Consider the following 23332-nt stretch of genomic DNA (forward strand, 5'->3'; position numbering starts at 1 on the left):
TAATTGTCGTGGCTAAAGAAAAATTTGATCGTTCCCTACCGCACGTCAACGTTGGCACCATCGGTCACGTTGACCACGGTAAAACCACTCTGACTGCTGCTCTGACTCGCGTTTGCTCCGAAGTATTCGGTTCTGCAATCGTTGATTTCGATAAAATCGACAGCGCGCCAGAAGAGAAAGCTCGTGGTATCACCATCAACACCGCGCACGTTGAATACAACTCGCTGATCCGTCACTACGCTCACGTTGACTGCCCAGGTCACGCTGACTATGTGAAGAACATGATCACCGGTGCTGCCCAGATGGACGGCGCAATCCTGGTTTGCTCGGCCGCTGATGGTCCGATGCCACAAACCCGTGAGCACATCCTGCTGTCCCGTCAGGTTGGCGTTCCGTACATCGTGGTTTACCTGAACAAGGCTGACCTGGTAGACGACGCTGAGCTGCTGGAACTGGTTGAGATGGAAGTGCGCGATCTGCTGAGCACTTACGACTTCCCAGGTGACGACACTCCGATCATCATCGGTTCTGCTCGTATGGCTCTGGAAGGCAAAGACGATAACGAAATGGGCACCACGTCCGTTCGTAAACTGGTTGAGACTCTGGACAGCTACATCCCAGATCCAGTCCGTGTTATCGACAAGCCGTTCCTGATGCCAATCGAAGACGTATTCTCGATCTCCGGTCGCGGTACTGTTGTAACTGGTCGTATCGAGCGCGGTATCGTCAAGGTTCAAGATCCGCTGGAAATCGTTGGTCTGCGTGACACTACCGTCACCACCTGCACCGGTGTTGAAATGTTCCGTAAGCTGCTCGACGAAGGTCGTGCTGGCGAGAACTGCGGCGTTCTGCTGCGTGGTACCAAGCGTGACGACGTTGAGCGTGGCCAGGTTCTGGTCAAGCCAGGTTCGGTTAAGCCGCACACCAAGTTCGAAGCTGAAGTATACGTACTGAGCAAAGAAGAAGGCGGTCGTCACACTCCGTTCTTCAAAGGCTACCGTCCACAGTTCTACTTCCGTACTACTGACGTGACTGGTAACTGCGAACTGCCGGAAGGCGTAGAAATGGTAATGCCAGGCGACAACATCAAAATGGTTGTCACCCTGATCAAAACCATCGCTATGGAAGACGGTCTGCGTTTCGCAATCCGTGAAGGCGGCCGTACCGTTGGTGCTGGCGTTGTAGCTAAAATCATCGAGTAATCTCTCTTTTGAGTGAGCTTTGATGTTTTGAGAAAGCCCCCGCTTAGCGGGGGCTTTTTTATTGGGTTGACACCTATCTAGGGCGTCTATAGAATTGCGCCTCCTTTTAACGGGCGTATTGCGCCCGGTGGGAATAGCAGCCGGAGTCTGAAATCCAATGCAAAATCAGCAAATCCGTATCAGGTTGAAGGCTTTTGACCATCGCCTGATCGACCAATCCACCCAGGAAATCGTGGAAACCGCGAAACGTACTGGTGCTCAAGTGCGTGGTCCAATTCCACTGCCTACCCGTAAAGAGCGGTTCACCGTTCTGGTCTCCCCGCACGTCAACAAAGACGCGCGTGACCAGTACGAGATCCGTACTCATAAGCGCGTACTGGACATCGTCCAGCCAACGGATAAAACCGTTGATGCACTTATGAAGCTCGATCTGGCGGCCGGTGTGGAAGTACAGATCAGCCTCGGCTAAGACTTGGGTCTTAGTCGTGTAACGCTCTGAAATGGGCGGCCATAGCGGGTGAAAGCCCCGTACACTCATGAGGTTTACAACATGACTATTGGTGTAGTCGGTCGTAAATGCGGTATGACCCGTATTTTCACCGAAGAAGGTGTCTCCATTCCGGTCACGGTCATTGAGATCGAACCGAATCGCGTCACCCAGTTCAAAACTGAAGAAACCGATGGCTATCGTGCAGTGCAAGTCACTGTCGGCGAGCGTCGTGCTTCGCGCGTGACTGCTGCTCAAGCAGGTCACTTCGCTAAAGCAAACGTTGCAGCTGGTCGTACTGTCATGGAGTTCCGTCTTGAAGACGGCGACTACCAGGCTGGCGATCTGATCAACGCTGAAATCTTCGCCGCTGGTCAACTGGTTGATGTAACCGGTCAGTCCAAAGGTAAAGGCTTCCAGGGTACGATCAAGCGTTGGAATTTCCGTGGTCAAGACAACACTCACGGTAACTCCGTTTCCCACCGCGTCCCGGGCTCTATTGGCCAGTGCCAGACTCCTGGTCGTGTATTCAAGGGCAAAAAAATGTCCGGTCATATGGGCGCTGAGCGCGTGACCGTGCAGTCCCTCGAAGTAGTGCGCGTCGACGCTGAACGCAATCTGTTGTTGGTCAAGGGTGCTGTTCCTGGCGCTACTGGCGGCAACCTGGTTGTACGTCCAGCGGCCAAGGCTCGCGGTTAAGGGGAAGCTGACATGCAATTAAATGTAAATGACGCTCAAGCGATCGAAGTTTCCGAACTGACATTTGGCGGCGAATTCAACGAGACGCTCGTTCACCAAGCAGTCGTGGCCTACATGGCCGGCGGCCGTCAAGGTAGCAAGCAGCAAAAGACCCGTTCCGACGTACGTGGTGGCGGTAAGCGCCCTTGGCGTCAGAAAGGCACTGGCCGTGCTCGTGCCGGTACTATCCGTAGCCCAATCTGGCGTGGCGGCGGTACCACTTTCGCAGCTCGTCCACAGGATCACTCTCAGAAGCTCAACAAGAAGATGTACCGCGCAGCACTGCGCTCCATCCTTGCTGAACTCGTGCGTACTGATCGTCTGGTCGTGGTTCAGGACTTCGCTGTTGAAAGTCCAAAAACCAAAGATCTGCTGGGCAAACTGAACAACATGAGCCTGACCGACGTTTTGATCGTGTCTGAAGCTGTTGATCAGAACCTGTACCTGGCTGCTCGCAACCTGCCACACGTTGATGTACGTGACGTGCAAGGTTCCGATCCAGTTAGTCTGATCGCATACGACAAGGTGTTGATCACTGTGTCGGCCGTGAAGAAATTCGAGGAGCTGCTGGGATGAACCAGGAACGCGTATTTAAAGTTCTGCTTGGCCCGCACGTTTCCGAAAAGGCTACGGTTCTGGCTGACAAGAAAGGCCAGTTCGTTTTCAAGGTTGCAACTGACGCAACCAAGCTGGAAATCAAGAAGGCCGTCGAAAGCCTGTTCAGCGTGAAAGTAGAGCGTGTTACTACCCTGAATGTTCTGGGTAAGAGCAAGCGCACTGCTCGCGGTCTGGGCAAGCGTAATGACTGGAAGAAGGCAGTTATCTCCCTTCAGCCAGGCCAAGATCTCGATTTCAGCAGCAGTGCTGAGTAAGGAAGGGGTGCATCATGGCAATCGTTAAATGCAAACCGACTTCCCCTGGCCGCCGTTTTGTGGTCAAGGTGGTCAACCAGGAGCTGCATAAAGGCGCTCCTCACGCACCGCTGCTCGAGAAAAAATCGAAGTCTGGTGGTCGTAACAACAATGGTCGCATTACCACTCGTCACATCGGTGGTGGCCATAAGCAGCATTATCGTCTGGTCGATTTCCGTCGCAACGACAAAGATGGCATCGCTGCCACTGTCGAGCGTATCGAATACGATCCAAACCGTACTGCTCACATCGCTCTGCTGCTGTACGCAGATGGCGAGCGTCGCTACATCATCGCCCCTAAAGGCGTGAGTGCTGGCGACCAGCTGATCGCAGGTGCTCTGGCACCGATCAAGCCGGGCAACGCTCTGCAACTGCGTAACATTCCAGTTGGTAGCACCGTACACGGCATCGAATTGAAGCCAGGTAAAGGCGCACAGATCGCTCGTTCCGCTGGCGCTTCGGCTCAGCTGATCGCTCGTGAAGGTGTCTACGTGACCCTGCGTCTGCGTTCTGGTGAGATGCGTAAAGTACTGGCTGAATGCCGTGCGACCCTGGGCGAAGTCTCGAACTCCGAGCACAGCCTGCGTTCGTTGGGTAAAGCTGGTGCCAAACGCTGGCGTGGCGTTCGCCCAACCGTTCGTGGTGTTGCCATGAACCCGGTTGACCACCCACACGGTGGTGGTGAAGGTCGTACCTCTGGTGGTCGTCATCCGGTATCGCCATGGGGCTTCCCGACTAAGGGCGCGAAGACTCGTGGTAATAAGCGTACCGACAAAATGATCGTCCGTCGTCGCAAGTAAATAGAGGGATACGACAGTGCCACGTTCTCTGAAAAAAGGTCCTTTTATTGATCTTCACCTACTGAAGAAGATCGAAGTGGCGGCGGAAAAGAACGATCGCAAACCAGTTAAGACCTGGTCGCGTCGTTCGATGATCCTGCCACAAATGGTCGGTCTGACCATCGCAGTACACAACGGTCGTCAACACGTCCCAGTTCTCGTTAACGAAGACATGGTCGGCCACAAACTGGGCGAGTTTGCCGGTACCCGCACTTATCGTGGGCACGTGGCAGACAAGAAAGCCAAGCGTTAAGGGGTTAGGAAATGGAAGTAGCCGCTAAGTTGTCGGGCGCTCGAATCTCCGCCCAGAAAGCCCGCTTGGTCGCCGACCAGATCCGCGGGAAGAAGGTGGGCGAAGCGCTCAACCTGTTGGCTTTCAGCAGTAAGAAAGCCGCCGAGATCATGAAGAAAGTGCTGGAGTCGGCCGTAGCCAACGCCGAGCATAACGAAGGCGCAGACGTTGATGACCTGAAGGTCAGCACCGTTTTCGTCAACGAAGGGCGTTCGCTGAAGCGCATCATGCCACGTGCCAAAGGCCGTGCTGATCGCATCGTCAAGCGGTCTTGCCATATCACTGTCAAGGTTGCTGACAAGTAACGGAGTCGAAGAGATGGGTCAGAAAGTACATCCCATTGGCATTCGCCTGGGAATCGTCAAGGAGCACACCTCCGTCTGGTACGCAGACGGTCGGACTTATGCGGACTACTTGTTCGCTGATCTGAAGGTGCGTGAGTATCTCCAAGACAAACTAAAAAGCGCGTCCGTAAGCCGTATCGATATCCATCGTCCGGCCCAAACTGCACGTATCACCATCCACACCGCTCGTCCAGGTATCGTTATCGGGAAGAAAGGTGAAGATGTTGAGAAACTGCGTCAGGACCTGACCAAGCAAATGGGTGTGCCTGTGCACATCAATATCGAAGAGATCCGCAAGCCGGAGCTCGACGGTATGCTGGTTGCGCAGAGCGTAGCTCAGCAGCTGGAGCGTCGCGTAATGTTCCGTCGCGCTATGAAGCGCGCCGTACAGAACGCCATGCGCATTGGTGCCAAAGGCATCAAAATCCAAGTGAGCGGTCGTCTCGGCGGTGCTGAAATCGCACGTACTGAATGGTATCGCGAAGGTCGTGTGCCACTGCACACCCTGCGTGCCGACATCGACTATGCCAACTACGAAGCTCACACCACTTACGGTGTGATCGGTGTAAAGGTTTGGATCTTCAAAGGCGAAGTAATTGGTGGTCGCCAAGAAGAACTGAAACCACAAGCACCAGCGCCTCGTAAAAAAGCTGCTAAGTAAGGGGTACGCCAAATGTTGCAACCTAAGCGTACGAAGTTCCGCAAGCAGATGACAGGCCACAACCGTGGTCTGGCTCAGCGCGGTAGCAAAGTCAGCTTCGGCGAGTTCGCGCTGAAGTCTGTAGCTCGTGGTCGTCTCACCGCTCGTCAGATCGAGTCAGCGCGTCGTGCTCTGACCCGTCACGTAAAACGTGGCGGCAAGATCTGGATCCGTGTATTCCCGGACAAGCCGATCTCCAAAAAGCCTCTCGAGGTTCGGATGGGTAAAGGTAAGGGTAACGTGGAATACTGGGTAGCCCAGATTCAGCCAGGCAAAGTCCTGTATGAAATCGAGGGTGTTTCTGAAGAGCTGGCGCGTGAGGCTTTCGCCCTGGCTGCTGCAAAGCTGCCGCTCGCCACCTCCTTTGTTAAACGGACGGTGATGTGATGAAAGCGAATGAACTTCGTGAAAAATCCGCACAGCAGCTGAACGAGCAACTGCTCGGCCTGCTGCGCGACCAGTTCAATCTGCGTATGCAGAAAGCAACTGGCCAGTTGGGGCAGTCTCATCTGCTCTCGCAAGTTAAGCGTGACATCGCTCGCGTGAAGACTGTGCTCAACCAGCAGGCAGGTAAGTGATCATGGCTGAAGCCGAAAAGACTGTCCGTACGCTGACTGGCCGTGTTGTCAGCGACAAGATGGACAAAACCATCACCGTTTTGATCGAGCGTCGCGTTAAGCACCCGATCTACGGTAAATATGTTAAGCGTTCGACTAAGCTGCACGCGCACGACGAAACCAATCAGTGCCACATCGGCGACAAAGTCACTATTCGTGAAACTCGTCCGATGGCCAAGACCAAGTCTTGGGCACTGGTTGATGTTCTCGAACGCGCTGTGGAAGTCTAAGGACTAGGGGTCGGAGAAATTATATGATTCAGACTCAATCCATGCTCGATGTGGCCGATAACAGCGGCGCTCGCCGTGTTATGTGCATCAAGGTGCTGGGTGGCTCCCATCGTCGTTACGCTGGTATCGGTGACATCATCAAAGTTACCGTGAAGGAAGCAATTCCTCGCGGTAAGGTGAAAAAAGGCCAAGTGATGACTGCTGTTGTAGTCCGCACTCGTCACGGCGTACGTCGTGCTGATGGCTCCATTATCCGCTTTGATGGCAACGCTGCTGTTCTTCTGAACAACAAGCAAGAGCCGATCGGCACCCGTATCTTTGGGCCAGTGACCCGTGAACTTCGTACTGAGAAGTTCATGAAGATCGTCTCGCTCGCCCCAGAAGTGCTGTAAGGAGATCCGACATGCAAAAGATTCGTCGTGACGACGAGATCATCGTGATCGCCGGCAAAGACAAAGGTAAGCGCGGTAAGGTGCTTAAGGTTCTCGCCAATAACCGTCTGGTTATCGGTGGTCTGAACCTGGTCAAGCGTCATACCAAGCCTAACCCGATGTCGGGCGTGCAGGGCGGTATCGTCGAGAAAGAAGCTCCGCTGGACGCTTCTAACGTCGCCATCTTCAACGGCGAAACCAACAAGGCTGACCGCGTTGGTTTCAAAGTAGAAGACGGTAAGAAAATTCGTGTCTTCAAGTCGACCCAAAAAGCGGTTGATGCTTGAACACTGCTAGGTAGATTAGACCATGGCACGACTACAAGAGATTTACCGGAAGGAAATCGCCCCTAAGCTTAAGGAAGAACTTAAGCTCGGGAACGTGATGGAAGTTCCGCGCGTCACCAAAATCACCCTGAACATGGGTCTGGGCGAAGCGATCGGCGACAAAAAAGTCATCGAGCACGCTGTTGCTGACCTGGAAAAGATCACCGGTCAAAAAGTCGTTGTGACTTACGCTCGGAAATCCATCGCTGGCTTTAAAGTCCGTGAAGGTTGGCCGATCGGCGTCAAAGTGACTCTGCGCCGTGAGCGTATGTACGAATTCCTGGATCGTCTGCTGTCGATCTCCCTGCCTCGGGTCCGCGACTTCCGCGGCCTGAATGCCAAGTCCTTCGATGGTCGTGGTAACTACAGCATGGGCGTGAAAGAGCAGATCATCTTCCCGGAAATCGACTACGACAAGATCGATGCTCTCCGCGGTCTGGACATCACCCTGACCACCACTGCCAAGAACGATGATGAAGGCCGCGCTCTGCTGCGTGCGTTCAAATTCCCGTTCCGCAACTGATTGGAGTAGGACCATGGCCAAGATGAGCATGAAAAACCGCGAGCTGAAGCGTCAGCTCACGGTTGCCAAGTACGCCAAGAAGCGTGCAGCACTGAAAGCAATCATCGTTGATCTGAACGCAAGTCCAGAAGCGCGTTGGGAAGCTACAGTTGCTCTGCAGAAGCAGCCACGTGACGCAAGCGCTTCGCGCATGCGTAACCGCTGCCGCCTGACCGGTCGTCCACACGGCGTTTACCGCAAGTTCGGCCTCGGCCGTAACAAACTGCGTGAAGCGGCAATGCGTGGTGACGTACCAGGTCTGGTTAAAGCCAGCTGGTAAGTACTTTCAACGTCCAGGTGGTCGGAATCGCAAGATACTGACCGCCGGTGACCTTGAATCTGGATCAAGCCCCTTTTGGGGCTTGTTTCATTTCTGGAGTATGTCTAAAATACGCGGCTCGCCTGAGCCCGTGTTTTTTGTGCTCGGAGATTCTCGGCGACATATGTAGCCGCAAGGCTAATTTTTTTGTATTAGGAGCGTCTAGCCCATGAGTATGCAGGACCCGTTAGCGGACATGCTAACTCGTATCCGTAATGCCCAGATGGCTGAAAAGTCCGTCGTAAGCATGCCATCTTCCAAGTTGAAGGTAGCTGTTGCCAAAGTCCTGAAAGACGAAGGCTACATTGCGGGTTATCAGATCAGCAGCGAAATCAAACCACTGCTGTCCATCGAGCTGAAGTACTTCGAAGGCCGTTCGGTCATCGAGGAAGTGAAGCGCGTTAGCCGTCCAGGCCTGCGTCAGTACAAGTCCGCTGAAGATCTGCCGAAAGTTCGTGGCGGTCTGGGCGTGTCTATCGTCTCCACCAACAAAGGTGTGATGACGGATCGTGCTGCGCGCGCTGCCGGTGTCGGCGGCGAAGTTCTTTGCACTGTGTTCTAAGGGGGGATAAGCATGTCTCGCGTCGCTAAGAACCCCGTTAAGCTGCCAGCCGGTGTCGAAGTCAAATTCGCAGGCCAACAGCTTTCGGTGAAGGGTGCCAAGGGTACTCTTGAACTGAACATCCATTCGTCCGTTGAGATCGTTGAAGAAGCTGGTGAGCTGCGTTTCGCTGCTCGCAATGGCGATCAACAAACTCGCGCAATGGCCGGTACCACGCGTGCGTTGGTAAACAACATGGTCCAAGGCGTAAGCCAAGGCTTCGAGCGTAAGCTCCAGCTGGTCGGTGTTGGTTACAAAGCGCAAGCAAAAGGCACGGTTTTGAACCTTGCCCTTGGCTTCTCGCACCCAGTGGATTACGAACTGCCAGCGGGCATCACTGCTGAGACTCCTAGCCAGACCGATATCCTGATCAAGGGCATCGACAAGCAGCTGGTAGGTCAAGTGGCCGCTGAGATCCGCGACTTCCGTCCACCAGAGCCGTACAAAGGCAAAGGTGTGCGCTACGCGGACGAAGTCGTCCGTCGTAAAGAAGCCAAGAAGAAGTAGGGCATAGCAAATGACCGACAAAAAAGTTACTCGACTGCGTCGCGCTCGCAAAGCACGCCTGAAAATGCACGAACTCGAAGTCGTGCGTCTCTGCGTGTTCCGCTCGTCGCAGCACATCTACGCCCAGGTCATCTCGGCCGACGGCAACAAAGTCCTGGCAAGCGCCTCGACTTTGGATAAAGAACTGCGTGATGGTGCCACTGGCAACATCGACGCGGCCACAAAGGTTGGCCAGCTGGTCGCTACGCGTGCTAAGGCCGCTGGCGTCTCGCAAGTGGCTTTCGACCGCTCTGGCTTCAAGTACCACGGCCGCGTGAAAGCGCTGGCTGATGCTGCTCGTGAAGCTGGGCTGGAGTTCTAAGTTATGTCAAATAACGACCAAAAGCGCGACGAAGGCTACATTGAGAAGCTGGTTCAAGTTAACCGCGTAGCCAAAACCGTTAAAGGCGGCCGTATCTTCACTTTCACCGCGTTGACCGTGGTGGGTGATGGTAAAGGGCGTGTTGGCTTCGGCCGTGGCAAGTCACGTGAAGTGCCTGCCGCGATCCAGAAGGCAATGGAAGCTGCTCGTCGCAACATGATCCAAGTTGATCTGAACGGTACCACTCTGCAGTACGCAATGAAGTCCGCTCACGGCGCTTCGAAGGTGTACATGCAGCCTGCTTCTGAAGGTACCGGTATCATCGCTGGCGGCGCTATGCGTGCTGTGCTCGAAGTTGCTGGCGTTCAGAACGTTCTGGCCAAGTGCTATGGCTCGACTAACCCGGTAAACGTGGTTCACGCCACTTTCAAGGGTCTGAAGGCTATGCAATCTCCTGAGTCCATCGCTGCCAAGCGTGGTCTGACTGTCAAGGAGATCTTCTGATCATGGCTACCGTTAAAGTAACGCTGATCAAAAGCATGACCGGCCGCATCCCTAACCACAAATTGTGCGTTAAAGGTTTGGGTCTGCGTCGCATCGGTCACACTGTAGAAGTCCAGGATACTCCCGAGAATCGCGGGATGATCAACAAGGCTTACTACATGCTGCGTGTAGAGGGTTAATCGATGAAACTCAATGATCTGAGTCCAGCGCCGGGTTCCCGTCGCGAAAAGCATCGTCCGGGCCGTGGTATCGGTAGTGGTTTGGGTAAGACCGGTGGCCGTGGCCACAAGGGTCAAACCTCCCGCTCCGGTGGCACCATTGCTCCAGGCTTTGAAGGCGGTCAACAGCCGCTGCATCGTCGCCTGCCCAAGTTCGGTTTCGTATCCCTGAAAGCCATGGATCGCGCAGAAGTGCGTCTGTCCGAGCTGGCTAAAGTGGAAGGCGACATCGTTACTGTGCAGACCCTGAAAGATGCCAACGTGATCAACGTCAACGTACAGCGTGTGAAAATCATGCTGTCCGGTGAAGTGACTCGCGCTGTCACTATCGGCAAGGGAATCGGCGCCACCAAAGGTGCGCGTTCGGCTATCGAAGCAGCTGGCGGCAAGTTCGAGGAATAAATGGCTAAGCAAGGTGCTCTCTCAGCGCTCGGCAAAGGCGGTATGTCTGAACTTTGGGCTCGTCTGCGTTTTCTGTTCCTGGCGATTATCGTCTACCGAATAGGCGCACACATCCCGGTTCCAGGTATCAACCCGGACCGACTCGCAGACCTGTTTCGACAGAATGAGGGGACCATTCTTAGCTTGTTCAACATGTTTTCCGGCGGCGCGCTGGAGCGGATGAGCATCTTTGCACTGGGGATCATGCCGTACATTTCGGCATCGATCATCATGCAGCTGATGACAGCCGTCAGCCCGCAGCTGGAGCAGTTGAAGAAGGAAGGTGAAGCTGGCCGTCGCAAGATTAGCCAGTACACCCGCTACGGCACTGTCGTCCTCGCCCTGGTTCAAGCTATCGGCATGTCCGTTGGCCTGGCGGGGCAGGGCGTTGCGTTCACTGGTGACTTTGGCTTCCATTTCGTCGCGGTATCCACGTTTGTGGCTGGTGCGATGTTCATGATGTGGCTGGGTGAGCAGATTACTGAGCGTGGTGTTGGCAACGGTATCTCGATGTTGATTTTCGCAGGTATCGTCGCCGGTCTTCCGAGAGCAATCGGGCAGTCTTTCGAGTCTGCGCGTCAGGGTGATATCAATATCTTCGCCTTGGTTGCCATCGGTTTGCTGGCAGTAGCGATTATCGGTTTTGTGGTGTTCATTGAGCGTGGCCAGCGTCGTATTGCTGTTCACTACGCCAAGCGTCAGCAGGGCCGTAAGGTCTTCGCTGCGCAGACCAGCCACTTGCCGCTGAAAGTGAATATGGCCGGTGTTATTCCGGCAATTTTCGCGAGCAGCATCTTGCTGTTTCCGGCTTCGTTGGGTACCTGGTTTGGTCAGTCTGAAAATATGGGCTGGCTGCAGGACCTCTCTCAGTCGATCGCTCCTGGTCAGCCGTTGAATATTCTGCTGTTTAGTGCAGGGATTATTTTCTTCTGCTTCTTCTATACGGCGTTGATGTTCAATCCGAAAGACGTAGCGGAAAACCTGAAGAAGTCCGGTGCCTTTATTCCGGGCATCCGTCCAGGTGAGCAGTCGGCACGCTACATTGATGGCGTTCTGACTCGTTTGACCCTGTTCGGTGCTCTATATATGACGGCCGTGTGCTTGTTGCCCCAGTTCCTGGTGGTTGCAGCAAACGTTCCGTTCTACCTTGGCGGGACCTCGTTGCTGATCGTGGTCGTGGTTGTGATGGACTTCATGTCCCAAGTACAATCGCACCTCGTTTCGCACCAGTACGAATCCCTGATGAAGAAAGCCAACCTGAAGGGCTACGGCAGCGGCATGTTGCGCTGAGTACCCCATAAGGTTCGAGGAGTTGGTGATGAAAGTTCGTGCATCGGTGAAAAAGCTGTGCCGTAACTGCAAGATTATTCGCCGCGAAGGTGTTGTTCGAGTAATTTGCAGCGCGGAACCGCGTCACAAACAGCGCCAAGGCTGAGTGTGATCCGCTTGAAGCCCGGCAGCTAGTGCGCTGCCGGGTTGATTATTTGTTATTACAGCGATATTATCTCGCGCCCTATTTCTTGGCTTCCGGGGCGTAGGTAGCTGTCAATTGGAGTCCCACTGAATGGCCCGTATTGCAGGCGTTAACATTCCAGATAACAAGCACACTGTTATCTCGCTGACCTACATCTATGGTGTTGGTCGCACTACTGCGCAGAAAATTTGCGCAGTTGCTGGGGTAAACCCAGCCGCTAAGATCAAGGATCTGAGCGACGAGCAGATTGAACAGCTGCGTGGCGAAGTGGCGAAGTTCACCACTGAAGGTGACCTGCGTCGCGAAATCAACATGAAAATCAAGCGTTTGATGGACCTCGGTTGCTATCGCGGTCTGCGTCATCGTCGTGGTCTTCCAGTACGCGGTCAGCGTACCAAGACTAACGCGCGTACCCGTAAAGGTCCGCGTAAGCCGATCCGCAAGTAATCGCCCCAGCGAATCGACAGGAAAATTATCATGGCAAAACCTGCTGCTCGTCCTCGTAAAAAAGTTAAAAAGACAGTGGTTGATGGCATCGCCCACATCCATGCATCTTTTAACAACACAATCGTGACCATCACCGACCGTCAAGGTAACGCGCTTTCTTGGGCTACCTCCGGTGGTTCGGGTTTCCGCGGTTCCCGCAAGTCCACCCCGTTTGCTGCTCAAGTAGCTGCTGAACGTGCTGGTCAAGCTGCGCTGGAATACGGCCTGAAAAACCTCGACGTTAACGTCAAGGGTCCAGGTCCAGGTCGTGAGTCTGCTGTCCGTGCTTTGAACGGCTGTGGCTATAAGATCGCCAGCATCACCGACGTGACGCCAATCCCGCACAACGGGTGCCGTCCGCCGAAGAAGCGCCGCGTGTAATCCAGGAGATTGTAAAGAATGGCTCGTTACATTGGTCCAAAATGCAAACTCGCTCGTCGCGAAGGCACCGATCTCTTCCTGAAGAGCGGCGTGCGCGCGATCGAATCGAAGTGCAACATTGAAGCAGCACCTGGTATCCACGGCCAACGCCGCGGTCGCCAGTCCGACTACGGCACCCAACTGCGTGAAAAGCAGAAGGTCCGTCGTATCTACGGCGTTCTCGAGCGTCAGTTCAGCGGCTACTACAAAGAAGCTGCTGGCAAGAAAGGTGCAACCGGTGAAAACCTGCTGCAACTGCTCGAATGCCGTCTGGACAACGTTGTATACCGTATGGGCTTCGGTTCGACTCGTGCCGAATCCCGTCAGCTGGTATCGCACAAGTCGATCAGCGTTAACGGTCAGACCGTAAACGTTCCGTCCTACCAGGTTCGTGCTGGTGACGTGGTCGCAGTTCGCGAGAAAGCAAAAAACCAACTTCGCATTGTCCAAGCTCTCGATCTGTGTGCCCAACGTGGCCGCGTAGAATGGGTAGAAGTAGACACTGAGAAGAAGTCGGGCGTTTTCAAGAACGTTCCTGCTCGCAGTGATCTGTCCGCCGACATCAACGAAAGCCTGATTGTCGAGCTCTACTCCAAGTAAGGGCTAGAAAATAGGTGCATCCATGCAGATTTCGGTAAATGAGTTCCTGACACCCCGCCACATTGATGTGCAGGTTGTCAGTCCAACCCGCGCCAAAATTACTCTCGAGCCTCTCGAGCGTGGTTTTGGCCACACCCTGGGCAACGCGCTGCGCCGCATCCTGTTGTCCTCAATGCCCGGCTGTGCAGTAGTCGAGGCCGAGATTGACGGTGTGCTCCACGAGTACAGCGCCATCGAAGGTGTACAGGAAGACGTAATTGAAATCCTGTTGAACCTTAAAGGTCTGGCTATCAAGCTGCACGGCCGTGACGAAGTTACGCTGACCTTGTCGAAGAAGGGTTCGGGGGTGGTTACCGCTGCCGATATTCAGCTGGATCATGATGTCGAGATCGTTAACCCCGATCACGTAATCGCTAACCTGGCGTCTAACGGCGCCCTGAACATGAAGCTCACTGTAGCTCGTGGTCGTGGTTATGAACCGGCCGACTCGCGTCAGAGCGATGAAGACGAAAGCCGCAGCATTGGTCGCTTGCAGCTTGACTCTTCGTTCAGCCCGGTTCGCCGTATCGCATACGTGGTGGAAAACGCCCGTGTCGAGCAGCGTACTAACCTGGACAAGCTGGTTATTGATCTGGAAACCAACGGTACCCTGGATCCTGAAGAGGCTATCCGCCGCGCTGCAACCATTCTGCAACAGCAGTTGGCTGCGTTCGTCGACCTCAAAGGTGACAGCGAACCAGTGGTAATCGAGCAGGAAGACGAGATCGATCCGATCCTGCTTCGCCCGGTTGACGATCTGGAACTGACTGTACGTTCGGCTAACTGCCTTAAGGCGGAAAACATTTACTACATCGGTGACCTGATCCAGCGCACCGAAGTAGAACTGTTGAAGACTCCGAACCTGGGCAAGAAATCCTTGACTGAAATCAAGGACGTTCTGGCCTCCCGCGGTCTGTCCCTCGGCATGCGCCTCGACAACTGGCCGCCTGCAAGTCTTAAGAAGGACGACAAGGCGACTGCCTGATCGTCGTAATCACCGAACGTGAGTTTGGTAAGGAATGAACCATGCGTCATCGTAAAAGTGGTCGTCACCTGAGCCGTACCAGCTCGCACCGCAAGGCCATGTTCCAAAACATGGCGGTGTCGCTGTTCGAGCACGAGCTGATCAAAACTACACTGCCGAAAGCTAAAGAACTGCGTCGCGTTGCTGAGCCGCTGATCACTTTGGCCAAGACAGACAGCCTGGCTAACCGCCGTCTGGCTTTCGACCGTACTCGTTCGAAAGCTATCGTTGGTAAGCTCTTCAACGACCTGGGCAAGCGTTACGCTACCCGTGAGGGTGGCTACCTGCGCATCCTCAAGTGCGGTTTCCGCGCTGGCGACAACGCGCCTATGGCGTACGTCGAGTTGGTTGATCGTGCTACTGCCGGCGAAGCTGTAAGCGCCGAGTAAGACGACAAGCTGCAACGAAAAACCGGGCCTAGTGCCCGGTTTTTTGTGCGCGTAACAAAAGCGCAACTTATACAAGCTTCCATAGGCCGGGCGCTGCACTATAGCGAACGGAGTGTTGTTAGTTATTCTCTATCGATGCCTGCAATTTAATGAATTTGTAGGCGTGGTGTTGATGATCAATACTCCCTCCAAGCCGATTAGCCGGCAGTTCCAAGTCCGACCTGAGGAAGATTGAGCATGAGCCAGAATAAAGTCCTTACCACCGCCAGCGGTGCTCCCGTTGCGGATAACCAGAACTCCCGTTCCGCGGGCCCTCGTGGTCCGTTGTTACTCGACGATTTCCACCTGATCGAGAAGCTCGCTCACTTCAACCGTGAAAACATCCCTGAGCGTCGCGTGCACGCCAAAGGATCGGGCGCCTACGGTACGTTCACAGTCACCCGTGACATCACCCAATACACCAGCGCCAAGCTGTTCGAATCTGTTGGCAAGCAAACGCCGACATTCCTGCGATTCTCCACTGTAGGCGGTGAGCGCGGTTCTGCTGACACTGAACGTGATCCACGTGGCTTTGCCCTGAAGTTCTATACCGAAGAGGGTAACTGGGACATCGTGGGTAACAACACTCCCGTGTTCTTTATTCGTGATCCGCTGAAATTCCCGGATTTTATCCACACCCAGAAACGCCTGCCGCAGAGCAACCTGAAAAGCGCGCAGATGATGTGGGACTTCTGGTCGCACTCACCAGAGGCGCTGCATCAGGTCACCATTCTGTTTTCGGACCGTGGCATCCCGGACGGCTATCGCCACATGCATGGTTTCGGCAGCCACACTTACAGTCTGATCAATGCCCAGGGTGAGCGTCATTGGGTGAAGTGGCACTACAAGACTAAGCAAGGCATCAAGAACCTGGCGCCGGCCGAGGCCGCCCGCTTGGCGGGAACCGATCCTGATTACGCCCAGCGTGATCTGTTTGGTGCAATCGAGCGCGGTGACTTCCCCAAGTGGCGCGTGTGCATCCAGATCATGACCGAGGCACAGGCGAACGCCCATTACGAGAACCCGTTTGACGTGACCAAGACCTGGTCGCAAAAAGAATTCCCGTTGATTGAAGTGGGTGAGCTGGAGCTCAATCGTAATCCGCAGAACTACTTCGCCGAAGTCGAGCAGGCCGCATTTGGCCCAAGCAACATGGTCCCAGGCGTTGGCCTGTCGCCGGACCGTATGCTGCAAGGTCGGGTTTTTGCCTACGCCGATGCGCACCGCTACCGTGTGGGCACCAACCACCAGCAACTGCCGGTGAACGCACCACGTAGCCCGGTTAACAGCTACCAGCGTGACGGCTCCATGGCTTTCGGTAGTAACGGCGGTGCGGCTCCGAACTACGAGCCAAACAGCTATGCAGACGCACCGAAACAAGCCCCGCAGTATGCAGAGCCAGCATTGACCCTGAGCGGCGCGGCTGATCGCTACGATCATCGCGAAGATACGGACTACTACAGCCACGCCGGTGCGCTGTTCCGTCTGATGAATGATGAGCAGAAAGCCCTGCTCACCAATAACATCGCCGGTGCTATGGGTGGCGTTTCCAGCGATGTGGTCCAGCGTCAACTGCAGCACTTCTATAAGGCCGACCCGGCTTATGGAGAAGCAATCGCAAAGGCACTGGGTGTATCGCTTAACTGACTCTAAACGATAAGCAGAACCGCCCTCATTTGGGCGGTTTTTGCGTTATTTCAGCTACTTTTCTCCGGAAATCTTCACTTTTCTGCCGTTTGTCCCGTGACCTTCAAGTCAGCATGGTTCAAACTACAGTCTTTCAAGCAGGGAGATGTAGGGCGATGCAAGGTCACCCCGACGTAATCGATTACCTCAACACGTTGCTGACGGGCGAACTGGCAGCTCGTGACCAATATTTCATCCATTCGCGTATGTACGAAGACTGGGGCTTTACCGAGCTCTACGAGCGTATCAACCACGAAATGGAAGAAGAGGCACAGCACGCTGATGCCCTGATGCGCCGCATTCTGATGCTCGAAGGCACGCCACGTATGCGTCCTGATGATCTGGACGTGGGTACCACAGTGCCTGACATGCTCGCTGCCGATCTTCGCCTTGAGTACAAGGTCCGTGCTGCACTCTGCAAGGGCATCGAGCTTTGTGAGCAGCACAACGACTATGTCACCCGGGAAATACTGCGAGTGCAGTTGAATGACACCGAAGAAGATCACACCTACTGGCTGGAAAAGCAGTTGGGCCTGATCAAGCTGATCGGCCTGGAGAATTACCTGCAATCGCAGTTCTGATTCCCGGCTATAAAAAAGCCCCTGTCACCGCAAAGTGGCAGGGGCTTTTTATTGGACGATGAAAAGATCAGGCCCGATCGCGTTCCAGCAATGGTTTCAGGTAGTAACCGGTGTGCGACTGCGGCATTTCGGAAACCTGCTCCGGCGTGCCCACTGCGATGATCTGGCCACCCTTCGAACCACCTTCCGGCCCCAGGTCTACCAGCCAGTCGGCCGTCTTGATCACATCAAGGTTGTGCTCAATCACCACCACGGTATTGCCGTGGTCCCGCAAGCGGTGAAGTACGTCCAGCAACTGCTGGATATCCGCGAAGTGCAGGCCAGTGGTCGGCTCATCGAGGATGTACAAGGTTTTGCCGGTATCACGCTTGGACAGCTCGCGAGACAACTTGACCCGCTGCGCTTCACCGCCCGACAGCGTGGTCGCTGATTGCCCCAGCTTGATGTACGACAGGCCTACATCCATCAGCGTCTGCAGCTTGCGCGCCAACGCCGGCACCGCGTCGAAGAACTCGCGAGCTTCCTCGATTGTCATCTCCAGGGTTTCATGGATGCTCTTGCCCTTGTACTTGATCTCCAGGGTCTCGCGGTTGTAGCGCTTGCTCTTGCACACATCGCACGGCACGTAGATGTCGGGCAGGAAGTGCATCTCCACCTTGATCAGGCCGTCGCCCTGGCAGGCTTCGCAGCGCCCACCCTTGACGTTGAACGAGAACCGGCCCGGCCCATAACCCCGTGAGCGCGACTCGGGTACGCCAGCGAACAGCTCGCGGATAGGCGTAAACAGCCCGGTGTAGGTGGCTGGGTTGGAACGCGGTGTGCGTCCAATCGGGCTCTGGTCGATGTCGACGACCTTGTCCAGATGCTCCAGGCCTTTGATGCTGTCGTGGGCCGCAGCTTCCAGAGTGGTCGCGCCGTTCAGGGCGGTGGCACTCAGTGGGAACAAGGTGTTGTTGATCAGCGTCGACTTGCCCGAACCGGAAACACCGGTCACGCAGGTCAGCAGGCCCAGCGGAATCTCCAGGTCGACATTGCGCAGGTTGTTCCCGCGCGCGCCCTTGAGGTGCAGAGCCATCTTTTTGTTGCGCGGCGTACGCTTGGCGGGCACTTCGATCTTCACCCGGCCAGACAGGTACTTGCCGGTCAACGAGTCCGGATGTGCCATCACTTCGGCAGGCGTGCCCTCGGCAACGATATGGCCACCATGCACTCCCGCGCCCGGGCCGATATCGACCACGTAGTCCGCCAGGCGGATAGCGTCTTCATCATGCTCGACCACGATCACGGTATTGCCGATATCGCGCAGGTGTTTCAGCGTGCCCAGCAGGCGGTCGTTATCCCGTTGGTGCAAGCCAATCGACGGCTCATCGAGGATATACAGCACGCCCACAAGGCCCGCGCCAATCTGGCTGGCCAGACGGATTCGCTGTGCTTCACCGCCCGACAAGGTATCGGCGCTACGGTCCAGCGACAGGTAGTCCAGGCCAACGTTGACCAGGAACTGCAGACGCTCGCGAATTTCCTTGAGGATCTTGTCGGCAATTTCCCCGCGTCGCCCGGTGAGCTTGAGTACGCCAAAGTATTCACACGCATCGCCGATCGGCAGGTTGGTCACTGCTGGCAGGGTCTTCTCGCCCACCCACACGTGACGTGCCTCACGGCGCAGGCGGGTGCCACGGCAATCCGGGCAAGGCTGAGTACTGAGGAATTTTGCCAGTTCTTCACGCACGCTTGCCGATTCGGTCTCGCGGTAGCGACGCTCCAGGTTCGGCACGATGCCTTCGAACGGGTGCGAGCGCTTGACGATGTCGCCACGGTCGTTCAGGTACTTGAAGTCGACATTCTGCGAACCGCTGCCATGCAGAATGACCTTCTGCTGGTCTGCCGGCAGCTGGTTGAACGGCACTTCCAGGCTGAACTTGTAGTGCGAGGCCAATGATCCGAGCATCTGGAAATAGTAGACGTTACGCCTGTCCCATCCGCGTATCGCCCCCTCGGCCAGGGTCAGGTCACCATTGACCAGGCGCTTGATATCGAAAAACTGCTTCACACCCAGGCCGTCGCAAGTCGGGCAGGCGCCGGCCGGGTTGTTGAAGGAAAACAGCTTGGGTTCCAGCTCACTGATGGCATGGCCACAGATGGGGCAGGCGAAGCGCGCGGAGAAGATGATCTCTTCGCCCGGCTCGTCATCCATCGGCGCTACGAGGGCAATGCCATCGGCCAGCTTCAGCGCGGTTTCGAACGATTCCGCCAAACGCTGCTGCAAGTCGGCGCGCACCTTGAATCGGTCGACCACCACATCAATGGAGTGCTTTTTCTGCTTGTCCAGCTTCGGCGCTTCGTCCAGCTCATAGAGCTTGCCGTTGATGCGCGCCCGCACGAAGCCCTGGGCACGCAGTTCTTCGAAGACCGACAGGTGTTCACCCTTGCGCTCGCGAATGACGGGCGCCAGCAGCATCAGCTTGGCGCCCTCTGGCTGGGCCAGTACCAGGTCGACCATCTGGCTGACGGTCTGGGCTTCCAGGGGAATATCGTGGTCCGGGCAGCGCGGAATGCCCACGCGCGCATACAGCAGGCGCAGATAGTCGTAGATTTCGGTAATGGTACCCACGGTGGAGCGCGGGTTGTGGGACGTGGATTTCTGCTCGATGGAAATAGCCGGCGACAGGCCTTCAATGGTGTCGACATCGGGCTTTTCCATCATCGACAGGAACTGCCGGGCGTAGGCCGACAGGGATTCCACATAGCGACGCTGACCTTCGGCATACAGCGTGTCGAACGCCAGGGACGATTTGCCGGAGCCGGACAAGCCGGTGATGACGATCAGTTTGTCCCGGGGCAGGGTCAGGTCGATGTTCTTCAGGTTGTGGGTTCTAGCCCCACGAATCAGGATCTTGTCCAAGATGGCCTCGCACGGCGGGCGTAAATGATGCCGGAGTATACGGCTAAAGACTGGATGAATATACACTGTCAAAACGCCGCTTGCAGCCTTACATGAAAGCTGCGCGGCAAAGCGCCGCATATACCCTCTCAATCGATGGGACTGGTAGAATCGCCGCCGGTTCACACGAGGTTTTTCCATGCACGATCCCCACAGCGAACGCATGAGTAGCGGCGAGACCCGAGCGGCAAGCGGTCTGGCCCTGGTGTTCGCCTTCCGTATGCTGGGCATGTTTATGGTGTTGCCGGTGCTGGCCACCTATGGGATGGATCTCGCAGGGGCGACCCCCGCCTTGATCGGCCTGGCGATTGGCGCCTATGGCCTGACCCAGGCAATTTTCCAGATTCCGTTCGGGATTATTTCCGACCGCATTGGCCGTCGCCCGGTGATCTATCTCGGGCTGATCGTATTCGCCCTTGGCAGTGTGCTAGCGGCCCAGTCCGATTCGATCTGGGGCGTGATCGCCGGACGCATCCTGCAGGGCGCCGGTGCGATTTCCGCCGCCGTGATGGCGCTGCTGTCGGACCTGACCCGCGAACAACACCGCACCAAGGCCATGGCGATGATCGGCATGACCATCGGCCTGTCGTTTGCCGTGGCCATGGTGGTCGGCCCCTTGCTCACGCGCGCGTTCGGCTTGCATGGGCTGTTCCTGGCCACGGGCGGCATGGCGTTGTTCGGCATCCTGATCGTGGCTTTTATGGTGCCGCGCTCCACCGGCACCCTGCAGCATCGTGAATCGGGCGTCGCACGCAAGGCGTTGCTGCCGACGCTCAAGCACCCGGACCTGCTGCGCCTGGATTTAGGTATCTTCGTATTACACGCCATGCTGATGTGCAGCTTCGTCGCCTTGCCCCTGGCCCTGGTGGAAAAAGCCGGTCTGCCCAAGGAACAGCACTGGTGGGTCTACCTCACTGCGCTGTTGATTTCGTTCTTCGCCATGATCCCGTTCATCATCTATGGCGAGAAGAAACGCAAAATGAAACGAGTTTTACTCGGCGCCGTCGCGACATTGATGCTCACTGAACTATTCTTCTGGCAGTTCGGCGACAGCCTGCGAGCATTGGTGATCGGAACGGTGGTGTTTTTCACCGCCTTCAACCTGCTCGAAGCGTCGTTGCCGTCACTGATCAGTAAAGTTTCACCGGCAGGCGGCAAGGGCACGGCCATGGGGGTGTATTCCACCAGCCAGTTCCTGGGTTCCGCGTTGGGCGGCATCATGGGCGGCTGGATGTTCCAGCATGGCGGTTTGTCGGTTGTGTTCCTCGGATGCGCCGGGCTGGCTGCACTTTGGCTGGTCTTTGCTGTTACCATGCGCGAACCTCCCTACGTCACCAGTCTGCGTTTGCCGCTATCGCCCGAGGCGATCCGCGAAGCCGGCCTGGTAGAGCGCCTGAAGGCTGTCGTAGGGGTAACGGATGCAGTCGTGGTCGCTGAAGAGGCGGCCATTTACATCAAATTGGACACCGAATTATTGGATCGCGCGACGCTCGAGCAACTGGTCAACCCAGTGCCGACAGCGCGCCCAGCCTAGGAGAACGTTATGGCCCGTGGGGTTAACAAAGTCATATTGGTCGGTACTTGCGGCCAGGATCCCGAAGTTCGCTACTTGCCTAACGGTAACGCCGTGACCAACCTGAGCCTGGCGACCAGCGAACAGTGGACCGACAAGCAGACCGGCCAGAAGGTCGAGAAGACCGAATGGCACCGCGTGTCGATGTTCGGCAAGGTCGCAGAGATCGCCGGTGAATACCTGCGCAAAGGTTCGCAGGTCTACATCGAAGGCAAACTGCAAACCCGTGAGTGGGAAAAAGACGGCATCAAGCGTTACACCACCGAAATCGTGGTCGACATGCAAGGCACCATGCAACTGCTGGGCGGCCGTCCACAGGGCGACCAACAGGGCCAGGGCGGTATGTCCAACTCGGCACCGCGCCCACAGCAGTCGCGTCCGCAGCCAAGCCAGCAGCCACAGCGTGAGTCGCGCCCAGCACCACAACAGGCTGCTCCGCAACCGGCTCCGGATTTCGACAGCTTTGATGACGATATCCCGTTCTAAGGTCCAAGACCGACCCTGAACAAACAAAACCCCCGATAGCGAAAGCATCGGGGTTTTTTTATGGGCGATGAACAGGCGTCGGTGCACGCGCTGCCTTTTTGCAGGCAGCACACCAACCCCAGCATTTGTTCTCATGGCTCACAAGATTTAGGCTGTCGCCACCTCTAAGAAAGAAGGAAAGCTGTGATGACCTGGTCCGCCAAGCAGTACACGATGTTCGAACAGCAGCGCACTCGCCCTGTCCGTGACCTGATTGCGGCAATTCCCAACACCGACGTGGGCACCGCAGTCGACCTGGGGTGCGGGCCGGGAAACTCCACCGAAGTGCTGGCCGAGCGTTTCCCCCAAGCGCACGTCACTGGCATGGACAGCTCCGATGACATGTTGGTAGACGCCCGCAAGCGCCTGCCCAGGTTGAACTTCGAGCTGGCAGATATCGGCGCCTGGCATCCTGCGCAACGCTTGGATGTGATTCTGGCCAATGCCTCGCTGCAATGGCTGCCCGACCACGCCACGCTCTACCCGCACTTGGTCCACCAACTGAACCCAGGCGGTACGCTGGCGGTGCAAACCCCGGACAACCTTGACGAGCCCGCCCATCGCCTGGCCCGTGAAGTTGCGGCCGATGGCCCGTGGTCGGCGAAGATAGGGGCGGTCAAACACAATGAGCGGCACACCGCCAGTTACTACTACGAACTGTTGAGCAAGTATTGCAGTACCGTGGATGTATGGCGCACCACCTATCACCACCCGTTGGCGGACCACACGGCGGTGGTGGAGTGGTTCAAGGCTTCGGCATTGCGGCCTTTTCTTGCGCCGTTGACCGACGATGAAAAAGCCGCCTTCCTGCAGCAATACCAGGCGCGAATTACCCAGGCTTATCCAGCCCTGGCCGATGGCACGGTGTTGTTGCCCTTTCCGCGCCTGTTCATCATCGCCACACGCTAAAGCGATCAGCTCCGGG

Annotated in this window: 35 protein-coding genes; 34 read left to right on the forward strand and 1 reads right to left on the reverse strand. The window is 56.0% G+C overall.

Annotation, left to right across the window (positions count from 1 at the left end; all coding sequences use genetic code 11):
• Positions 1-8 precede the first annotated feature (8 nt).
• From tuf to bfr, 31 genes are all read left to right on the forward strand, one after another.
• Positions 9-1202 (forward strand): elongation factor Tu, encoded by a 1194-nt coding sequence (tuf, locus tag BT199_RS21785; protein WP_003176426.1) that lies wholly within the window; start codon positions 9-11, stop codon positions 1200-1202.
• Positions 1203-1359: 157 nt separating this feature from the next.
• Positions 1360-1671 carry a 30S ribosomal protein S10 gene (gene rpsJ / locus BT199_RS21790; RefSeq protein WP_003186070.1) on the forward strand — a complete coding sequence of 104 codons (312 nt, stop codon included), beginning with the start codon at positions 1360-1362 and terminating at the stop codon, positions 1669-1671.
• A gap of 81 nt (positions 1672-1752) precedes the next feature.
• Complete coding sequence (gene rplC / locus BT199_RS21795) at positions 1753-2388, forward strand: 50S ribosomal protein L3 (protein ID WP_003194649.1); 636 nt, start codon at positions 1753-1755, stop codon at positions 2386-2388.
• A 12-nt stretch (positions 2389-2400) separates the two neighbouring features.
• Complete coding sequence (gene rplD, locus BT199_RS21800) at positions 2401-3003, forward strand: 50S ribosomal protein L4 (protein WP_003176424.1); 603 nt, start codon at positions 2401-2403, stop codon at positions 3001-3003.
• Entirely contained in the window at positions 3000-3299 is a 300-nt protein-coding gene (rplW, locus tag BT199_RS21805; protein ID WP_002555488.1) for a 50S ribosomal protein L23, read from the forward strand. Before rplD ends, rplW begins: the two co-directional genes overlap by 4 nt.
• 14 nt (positions 3300-3313) lie before the next feature.
• Complete coding sequence (gene rplB, locus BT199_RS21810) at positions 3314-4138, forward strand: 50S ribosomal protein L2 (protein WP_003186055.1); 825 nt, start codon at positions 3314-3316, stop codon at positions 4136-4138.
• 16 nt (positions 4139-4154) lie between these two features.
• Positions 4155-4430, forward strand: a complete 276-nt coding sequence (gene rpsS, locus BT199_RS21815; protein ID WP_002555486.1) for a 30S ribosomal protein S19 — start codon at positions 4155-4157, stop codon at positions 4428-4430.
• A gap of 11 nt (positions 4431-4441) precedes the next feature.
• Positions 4442-4774: a 50S ribosomal protein L22 gene (rplV, locus tag BT199_RS21820; RefSeq protein WP_003103908.1), complete on the forward strand. Its 333-nt coding sequence runs from the start codon at positions 4442-4444 to the stop codon at positions 4772-4774.
• A 13-nt stretch (positions 4775-4787) separates the two neighbouring features.
• The gene (gene rpsC, locus BT199_RS21825; protein WP_003176422.1) at positions 4788-5474 is read left to right on the forward strand and encodes a 30S ribosomal protein S3; all 687 of its coding nucleotides are present in this window, start codon (positions 4788-4790) and stop codon (positions 5472-5474) included.
• A 12-nt stretch (positions 5475-5486) separates the two neighbouring features.
• Entirely contained in the window at positions 5487-5900 is a 414-nt protein-coding gene (gene rplP, locus BT199_RS21830) for a 50S ribosomal protein L16 (RefSeq protein ID WP_003176421.1), read from the forward strand.
• Positions 5900-6091, forward strand: coding sequence for a 50S ribosomal protein L29 (gene rpmC / locus BT199_RS21835; RefSeq protein ID WP_002555481.1), 192 nt, complete (start codon positions 5900-5902; stop codon positions 6089-6091). Before rplP ends, rpmC begins: the two co-directional genes overlap by 1 nt.
• A gap of 2 nt (positions 6092-6093) precedes the next feature.
• Positions 6094-6360, forward strand: a complete 267-nt coding sequence (rpsQ, locus tag BT199_RS21840) for a 30S ribosomal protein S17 (protein WP_003194644.1) — start codon at positions 6094-6096, stop codon at positions 6358-6360.
• 23 nt (positions 6361-6383) lie between these two features.
• Positions 6384-6752: a 50S ribosomal protein L14 gene (gene rplN / locus BT199_RS21845; protein WP_002555479.1), complete on the forward strand. Its 369-nt coding sequence runs from the start codon at positions 6384-6386 to the stop codon at positions 6750-6752.
• 11 nt (positions 6753-6763) lie between these two features.
• Positions 6764-7078, forward strand: a complete 315-nt coding sequence (gene rplX, locus BT199_RS21850; protein WP_003176416.1) for a 50S ribosomal protein L24 — start codon at positions 6764-6766, stop codon at positions 7076-7078.
• A gap of 22 nt (positions 7079-7100) precedes the next feature.
• Positions 7101-7640, forward strand: a complete 540-nt coding sequence (gene rplE / locus BT199_RS21855; RefSeq protein ID WP_003194642.1) for a 50S ribosomal protein L5 — start codon at positions 7101-7103, stop codon at positions 7638-7640.
• Positions 7641-7653: 13 nt separating this feature from the next.
• Positions 7654-7959 (forward strand): 30S ribosomal protein S14, encoded by a 306-nt coding sequence (gene rpsN / locus BT199_RS21860; RefSeq protein WP_003176414.1) that lies wholly within the window; start codon positions 7654-7656, stop codon positions 7957-7959.
• Positions 7960-8167: 208 nt separating this feature from the next.
• Positions 8168-8560 (forward strand): 30S ribosomal protein S8, encoded by a 393-nt coding sequence (rpsH, locus tag BT199_RS21865; protein ID WP_003176413.1) that lies wholly within the window; start codon positions 8168-8170, stop codon positions 8558-8560.
• A gap of 12 nt (positions 8561-8572) precedes the next feature.
• The gene (rplF, locus tag BT199_RS21870) at positions 8573-9106 is read left to right on the forward strand and encodes a 50S ribosomal protein L6 (protein ID WP_003194640.1); all 534 of its coding nucleotides are present in this window, start codon (positions 8573-8575) and stop codon (positions 9104-9106) included.
• 10 nt (positions 9107-9116) lie between these two features.
• Positions 9117-9467, forward strand: coding sequence for a 50S ribosomal protein L18 (gene rplR, locus BT199_RS21875; protein WP_003186037.1), 351 nt, complete (start codon positions 9117-9119; stop codon positions 9465-9467).
• A gap of 3 nt (positions 9468-9470) precedes the next feature.
• Positions 9471-9971, forward strand: coding sequence for a 30S ribosomal protein S5 (gene rpsE, locus BT199_RS21880; protein ID WP_003176409.1), 501 nt, complete (start codon positions 9471-9473; stop codon positions 9969-9971).
• 2 nt (positions 9972-9973) lie between these two features.
• On the forward strand, positions 9974-10150 hold the full coding sequence (gene rpmD / locus BT199_RS21885; protein ID WP_003176408.1) for a 50S ribosomal protein L30: 177 nt from the start codon (positions 9974-9976) through the stop codon (positions 10148-10150).
• Between the two features lie 3 nt (positions 10151-10153).
• Complete coding sequence (rplO, locus tag BT199_RS21890; protein ID WP_003176407.1) at positions 10154-10591, forward strand: 50S ribosomal protein L15; 438 nt, start codon at positions 10154-10156, stop codon at positions 10589-10591.
• Positions 10592-11920 (forward strand): preprotein translocase subunit SecY, encoded by a 1329-nt coding sequence (gene secY, locus BT199_RS21895; RefSeq protein WP_003194637.1) that lies wholly within the window; start codon positions 10592-10594, stop codon positions 11918-11920.
• 28 nt (positions 11921-11948) lie between these two features.
• On the forward strand, positions 11949-12065 hold the full coding sequence (gene rpmJ / locus BT199_RS21900) for a 50S ribosomal protein L36 (RefSeq protein ID WP_002555468.1): 117 nt from the start codon (positions 11949-11951) through the stop codon (positions 12063-12065).
• Positions 12066-12194: 129 nt separating this feature from the next.
• Entirely contained in the window at positions 12195-12551 is a 357-nt protein-coding gene (gene rpsM / locus BT199_RS21905; protein ID WP_003194635.1) for a 30S ribosomal protein S13, read from the forward strand.
• Positions 12552-12581: 30 nt separating this feature from the next.
• On the forward strand, positions 12582-12971 hold the full coding sequence (rpsK, locus tag BT199_RS21910) for a 30S ribosomal protein S11 (protein WP_002555466.1): 390 nt from the start codon (positions 12582-12584) through the stop codon (positions 12969-12971).
• 18 nt (positions 12972-12989) lie between these two features.
• Complete coding sequence (gene rpsD / locus BT199_RS21915) at positions 12990-13610, forward strand: 30S ribosomal protein S4 (RefSeq protein ID WP_003176404.1); 621 nt, start codon at positions 12990-12992, stop codon at positions 13608-13610.
• 22 nt (positions 13611-13632) lie between these two features.
• Positions 13633-14634: a DNA-directed RNA polymerase subunit alpha gene (rpoA, locus tag BT199_RS21920; protein ID WP_003176403.1), complete on the forward strand. Its 1002-nt coding sequence runs from the start codon at positions 13633-13635 to the stop codon at positions 14632-14634.
• A gap of 41 nt (positions 14635-14675) precedes the next feature.
• Positions 14676-15062, forward strand: coding sequence for a 50S ribosomal protein L17 (rplQ, locus tag BT199_RS21925; protein WP_003176402.1), 387 nt, complete (start codon positions 14676-14678; stop codon positions 15060-15062).
• Positions 15063-15299: 237 nt separating this feature from the next.
• The gene (locus BT199_RS21930) at positions 15300-16748 is read left to right on the forward strand and encodes a catalase (protein WP_014720152.1); all 1449 of its coding nucleotides are present in this window, start codon (positions 15300-15302) and stop codon (positions 16746-16748) included.
• Positions 16749-16903: 155 nt separating this feature from the next.
• Positions 16904-17368, forward strand: a complete 465-nt coding sequence (bfr, locus tag BT199_RS21935) for a bacterioferritin (protein ID WP_003176400.1) — start codon at positions 16904-16906, stop codon at positions 17366-17368.
• A gap of 67 nt (positions 17369-17435) precedes the next feature.
• Here the strand turns inward: bfr and uvrA are convergent, their stop codons facing one another.
• Positions 17436-20270, reverse strand: coding sequence for an excinuclease ABC subunit UvrA (gene uvrA / locus BT199_RS21940; RefSeq protein WP_014720150.1), 2835 nt, complete (start codon positions 20268-20270; stop codon positions 17436-17438).
• Positions 20271-20448: 178 nt separating this feature from the next.
• On the opposite strand from uvrA, the gene BT199_RS21945 reads away from it, so the two are divergent.
• The 3 genes from BT199_RS21945 to tam all read left to right on the forward strand — a co-directional run bounded on the left by BT199_RS21945 (position 20449) and on the right by tam (position 23316).
• The gene (locus BT199_RS21945; protein WP_014720149.1) at positions 20449-21843 is read left to right on the forward strand and encodes an MFS transporter; all 1395 of its coding nucleotides are present in this window, start codon (positions 20449-20451) and stop codon (positions 21841-21843) included.
• 9 nt (positions 21844-21852) lie between these two features.
• Complete coding sequence (locus tag BT199_RS21950) at positions 21853-22368, forward strand: single-stranded DNA-binding protein (protein ID WP_003232445.1); 516 nt, start codon at positions 21853-21855, stop codon at positions 22366-22368.
• Positions 22369-22554: 186 nt separating this feature from the next.
• Positions 22555-23316, forward strand: coding sequence for a trans-aconitate 2-methyltransferase (gene tam / locus BT199_RS21955; RefSeq protein ID WP_020302450.1), 762 nt, complete (start codon positions 22555-22557; stop codon positions 23314-23316).
• The last annotated feature ends 16 nt before the right edge of the window (positions 23317-23332 follow it).

The organism is Pseudomonas sp. NFR02 (genome assembly GCF_900119375.1).
In the GTDB taxonomy this organism is placed as follows: Bacteria; Pseudomonadota; Gammaproteobacteria; order Pseudomonadales; family Pseudomonadaceae; genus Aquipseudomonas; species Aquipseudomonas paracarnis.

Coding starts and splice junctions, on each gene's coding strand:
- rpsD (WP_003176404.1), top strand. CDS start 12,990: ATGGCTCGTTACATTGGTCCAAAATGCAAACTCGCTCGTCGCGAAGGC.
- rpsK (WP_002555466.1), top strand. CDS start 12,582: ATGGCAAAACCTGCTGCTCGTCCTCGTAAAAAAGTTAAAAAGACAGTG.
- rpoA (WP_003176403.1), top strand. CDS start 13,633: ATGCAGATTTCGGTAAATGAGTTCCTGACACCCCGCCACATTGATGTG.
- rplW (WP_002555488.1), top strand. CDS start 3,000: ATGAACCAGGAACGCGTATTTAAAGTTCTGCTTGGCCCGCACGTTTCC.
- rpsC (WP_003176422.1), top strand. CDS start 4,788: ATGGGTCAGAAAGTACATCCCATTGGCATTCGCCTGGGAATCGTCAAG.
- rplP (WP_003176421.1), top strand. CDS start 5,487: ATGTTGCAACCTAAGCGTACGAAGTTCCGCAAGCAGATGACAGGCCAC.
- rplD (WP_003176424.1), top strand. CDS start 2,401: ATGCAATTAAATGTAAATGACGCTCAAGCGATCGAAGTTTCCGAACTG.
- bfr (WP_003176400.1), top strand. CDS start 16,904: ATGCAAGGTCACCCCGACGTAATCGATTACCTCAACACGTTGCTGACG.
- rplR (WP_003186037.1), top strand. CDS start 9,117: ATGACCGACAAAAAAGTTACTCGACTGCGTCGCGCTCGCAAAGCACGC.
- rpmJ (WP_002555468.1), top strand. CDS start 11,949: ATGAAAGTTCGTGCATCGGTGAAAAAGCTGTGCCGTAACTGCAAGATT.
- rpsM (WP_003194635.1), top strand. CDS start 12,195: ATGGCCCGTATTGCAGGCGTTAACATTCCAGATAACAAGCACACTGTT.
- secY (WP_003194637.1), top strand. CDS start 10,592: ATGGCTAAGCAAGGTGCTCTCTCAGCGCTCGGCAAAGGCGGTATGTCT.
- rpsQ (WP_003194644.1), top strand. CDS start 6,094: ATGGCTGAAGCCGAAAAGACTGTCCGTACGCTGACTGGCCGTGTTGTC.
- tam (WP_020302450.1), top strand. CDS start 22,555: ATGACCTGGTCCGCCAAGCAGTACACGATGTTCGAACAGCAGCGCACT.
- rplV (WP_003103908.1), top strand. CDS start 4,442: ATGGAAGTAGCCGCTAAGTTGTCGGGCGCTCGAATCTCCGCCCAGAAA.
- rpsE (WP_003176409.1), top strand. CDS start 9,471: ATGTCAAATAACGACCAAAAGCGCGACGAAGGCTACATTGAGAAGCTG.
- rplX (WP_003176416.1), top strand. CDS start 6,764: ATGCAAAAGATTCGTCGTGACGACGAGATCATCGTGATCGCCGGCAAA.
- rplQ (WP_003176402.1), top strand. CDS start 14,676: ATGCGTCATCGTAAAAGTGGTCGTCACCTGAGCCGTACCAGCTCGCAC.
- rpsH (WP_003176413.1), top strand. CDS start 8,168: ATGAGTATGCAGGACCCGTTAGCGGACATGCTAACTCGTATCCGTAAT.
- BT199_RS21945 (WP_014720149.1), top strand. CDS start 20,449: ATGCACGATCCCCACAGCGAACGCATGAGTAGCGGCGAGACCCGAGCG.
- BT199_RS21950 (WP_003232445.1), top strand. CDS start 21,853: ATGGCCCGTGGGGTTAACAAAGTCATATTGGTCGGTACTTGCGGCCAG.
- rpsJ (WP_003186070.1), top strand. CDS start 1,360: ATGCAAAATCAGCAAATCCGTATCAGGTTGAAGGCTTTTGACCATCGC.
- rpmD (WP_003176408.1), top strand. CDS start 9,974: ATGGCTACCGTTAAAGTAACGCTGATCAAAAGCATGACCGGCCGCATC.
- rplE (WP_003194642.1), top strand. CDS start 7,101: ATGGCACGACTACAAGAGATTTACCGGAAGGAAATCGCCCCTAAGCTT.
- rplC (WP_003194649.1), top strand. CDS start 1,753: ATGACTATTGGTGTAGTCGGTCGTAAATGCGGTATGACCCGTATTTTC.
- rpmC (WP_002555481.1), top strand. CDS start 5,900: ATGAAAGCGAATGAACTTCGTGAAAAATCCGCACAGCAGCTGAACGAG.
- BT199_RS21930 (WP_014720152.1), top strand. CDS start 15,300: ATGAGCCAGAATAAAGTCCTTACCACCGCCAGCGGTGCTCCCGTTGCG.
- rplB (WP_003186055.1), top strand. CDS start 3,314: ATGGCAATCGTTAAATGCAAACCGACTTCCCCTGGCCGCCGTTTTGTG.
- rplN (WP_002555479.1), top strand. CDS start 6,384: ATGATTCAGACTCAATCCATGCTCGATGTGGCCGATAACAGCGGCGCT.
- rplO (WP_003176407.1), top strand. CDS start 10,154: ATGAAACTCAATGATCTGAGTCCAGCGCCGGGTTCCCGTCGCGAAAAG.
- rpsN (WP_003176414.1), top strand. CDS start 7,654: ATGGCCAAGATGAGCATGAAAAACCGCGAGCTGAAGCGTCAGCTCACG.
- rplF (WP_003194640.1), top strand. CDS start 8,573: ATGTCTCGCGTCGCTAAGAACCCCGTTAAGCTGCCAGCCGGTGTCGAA.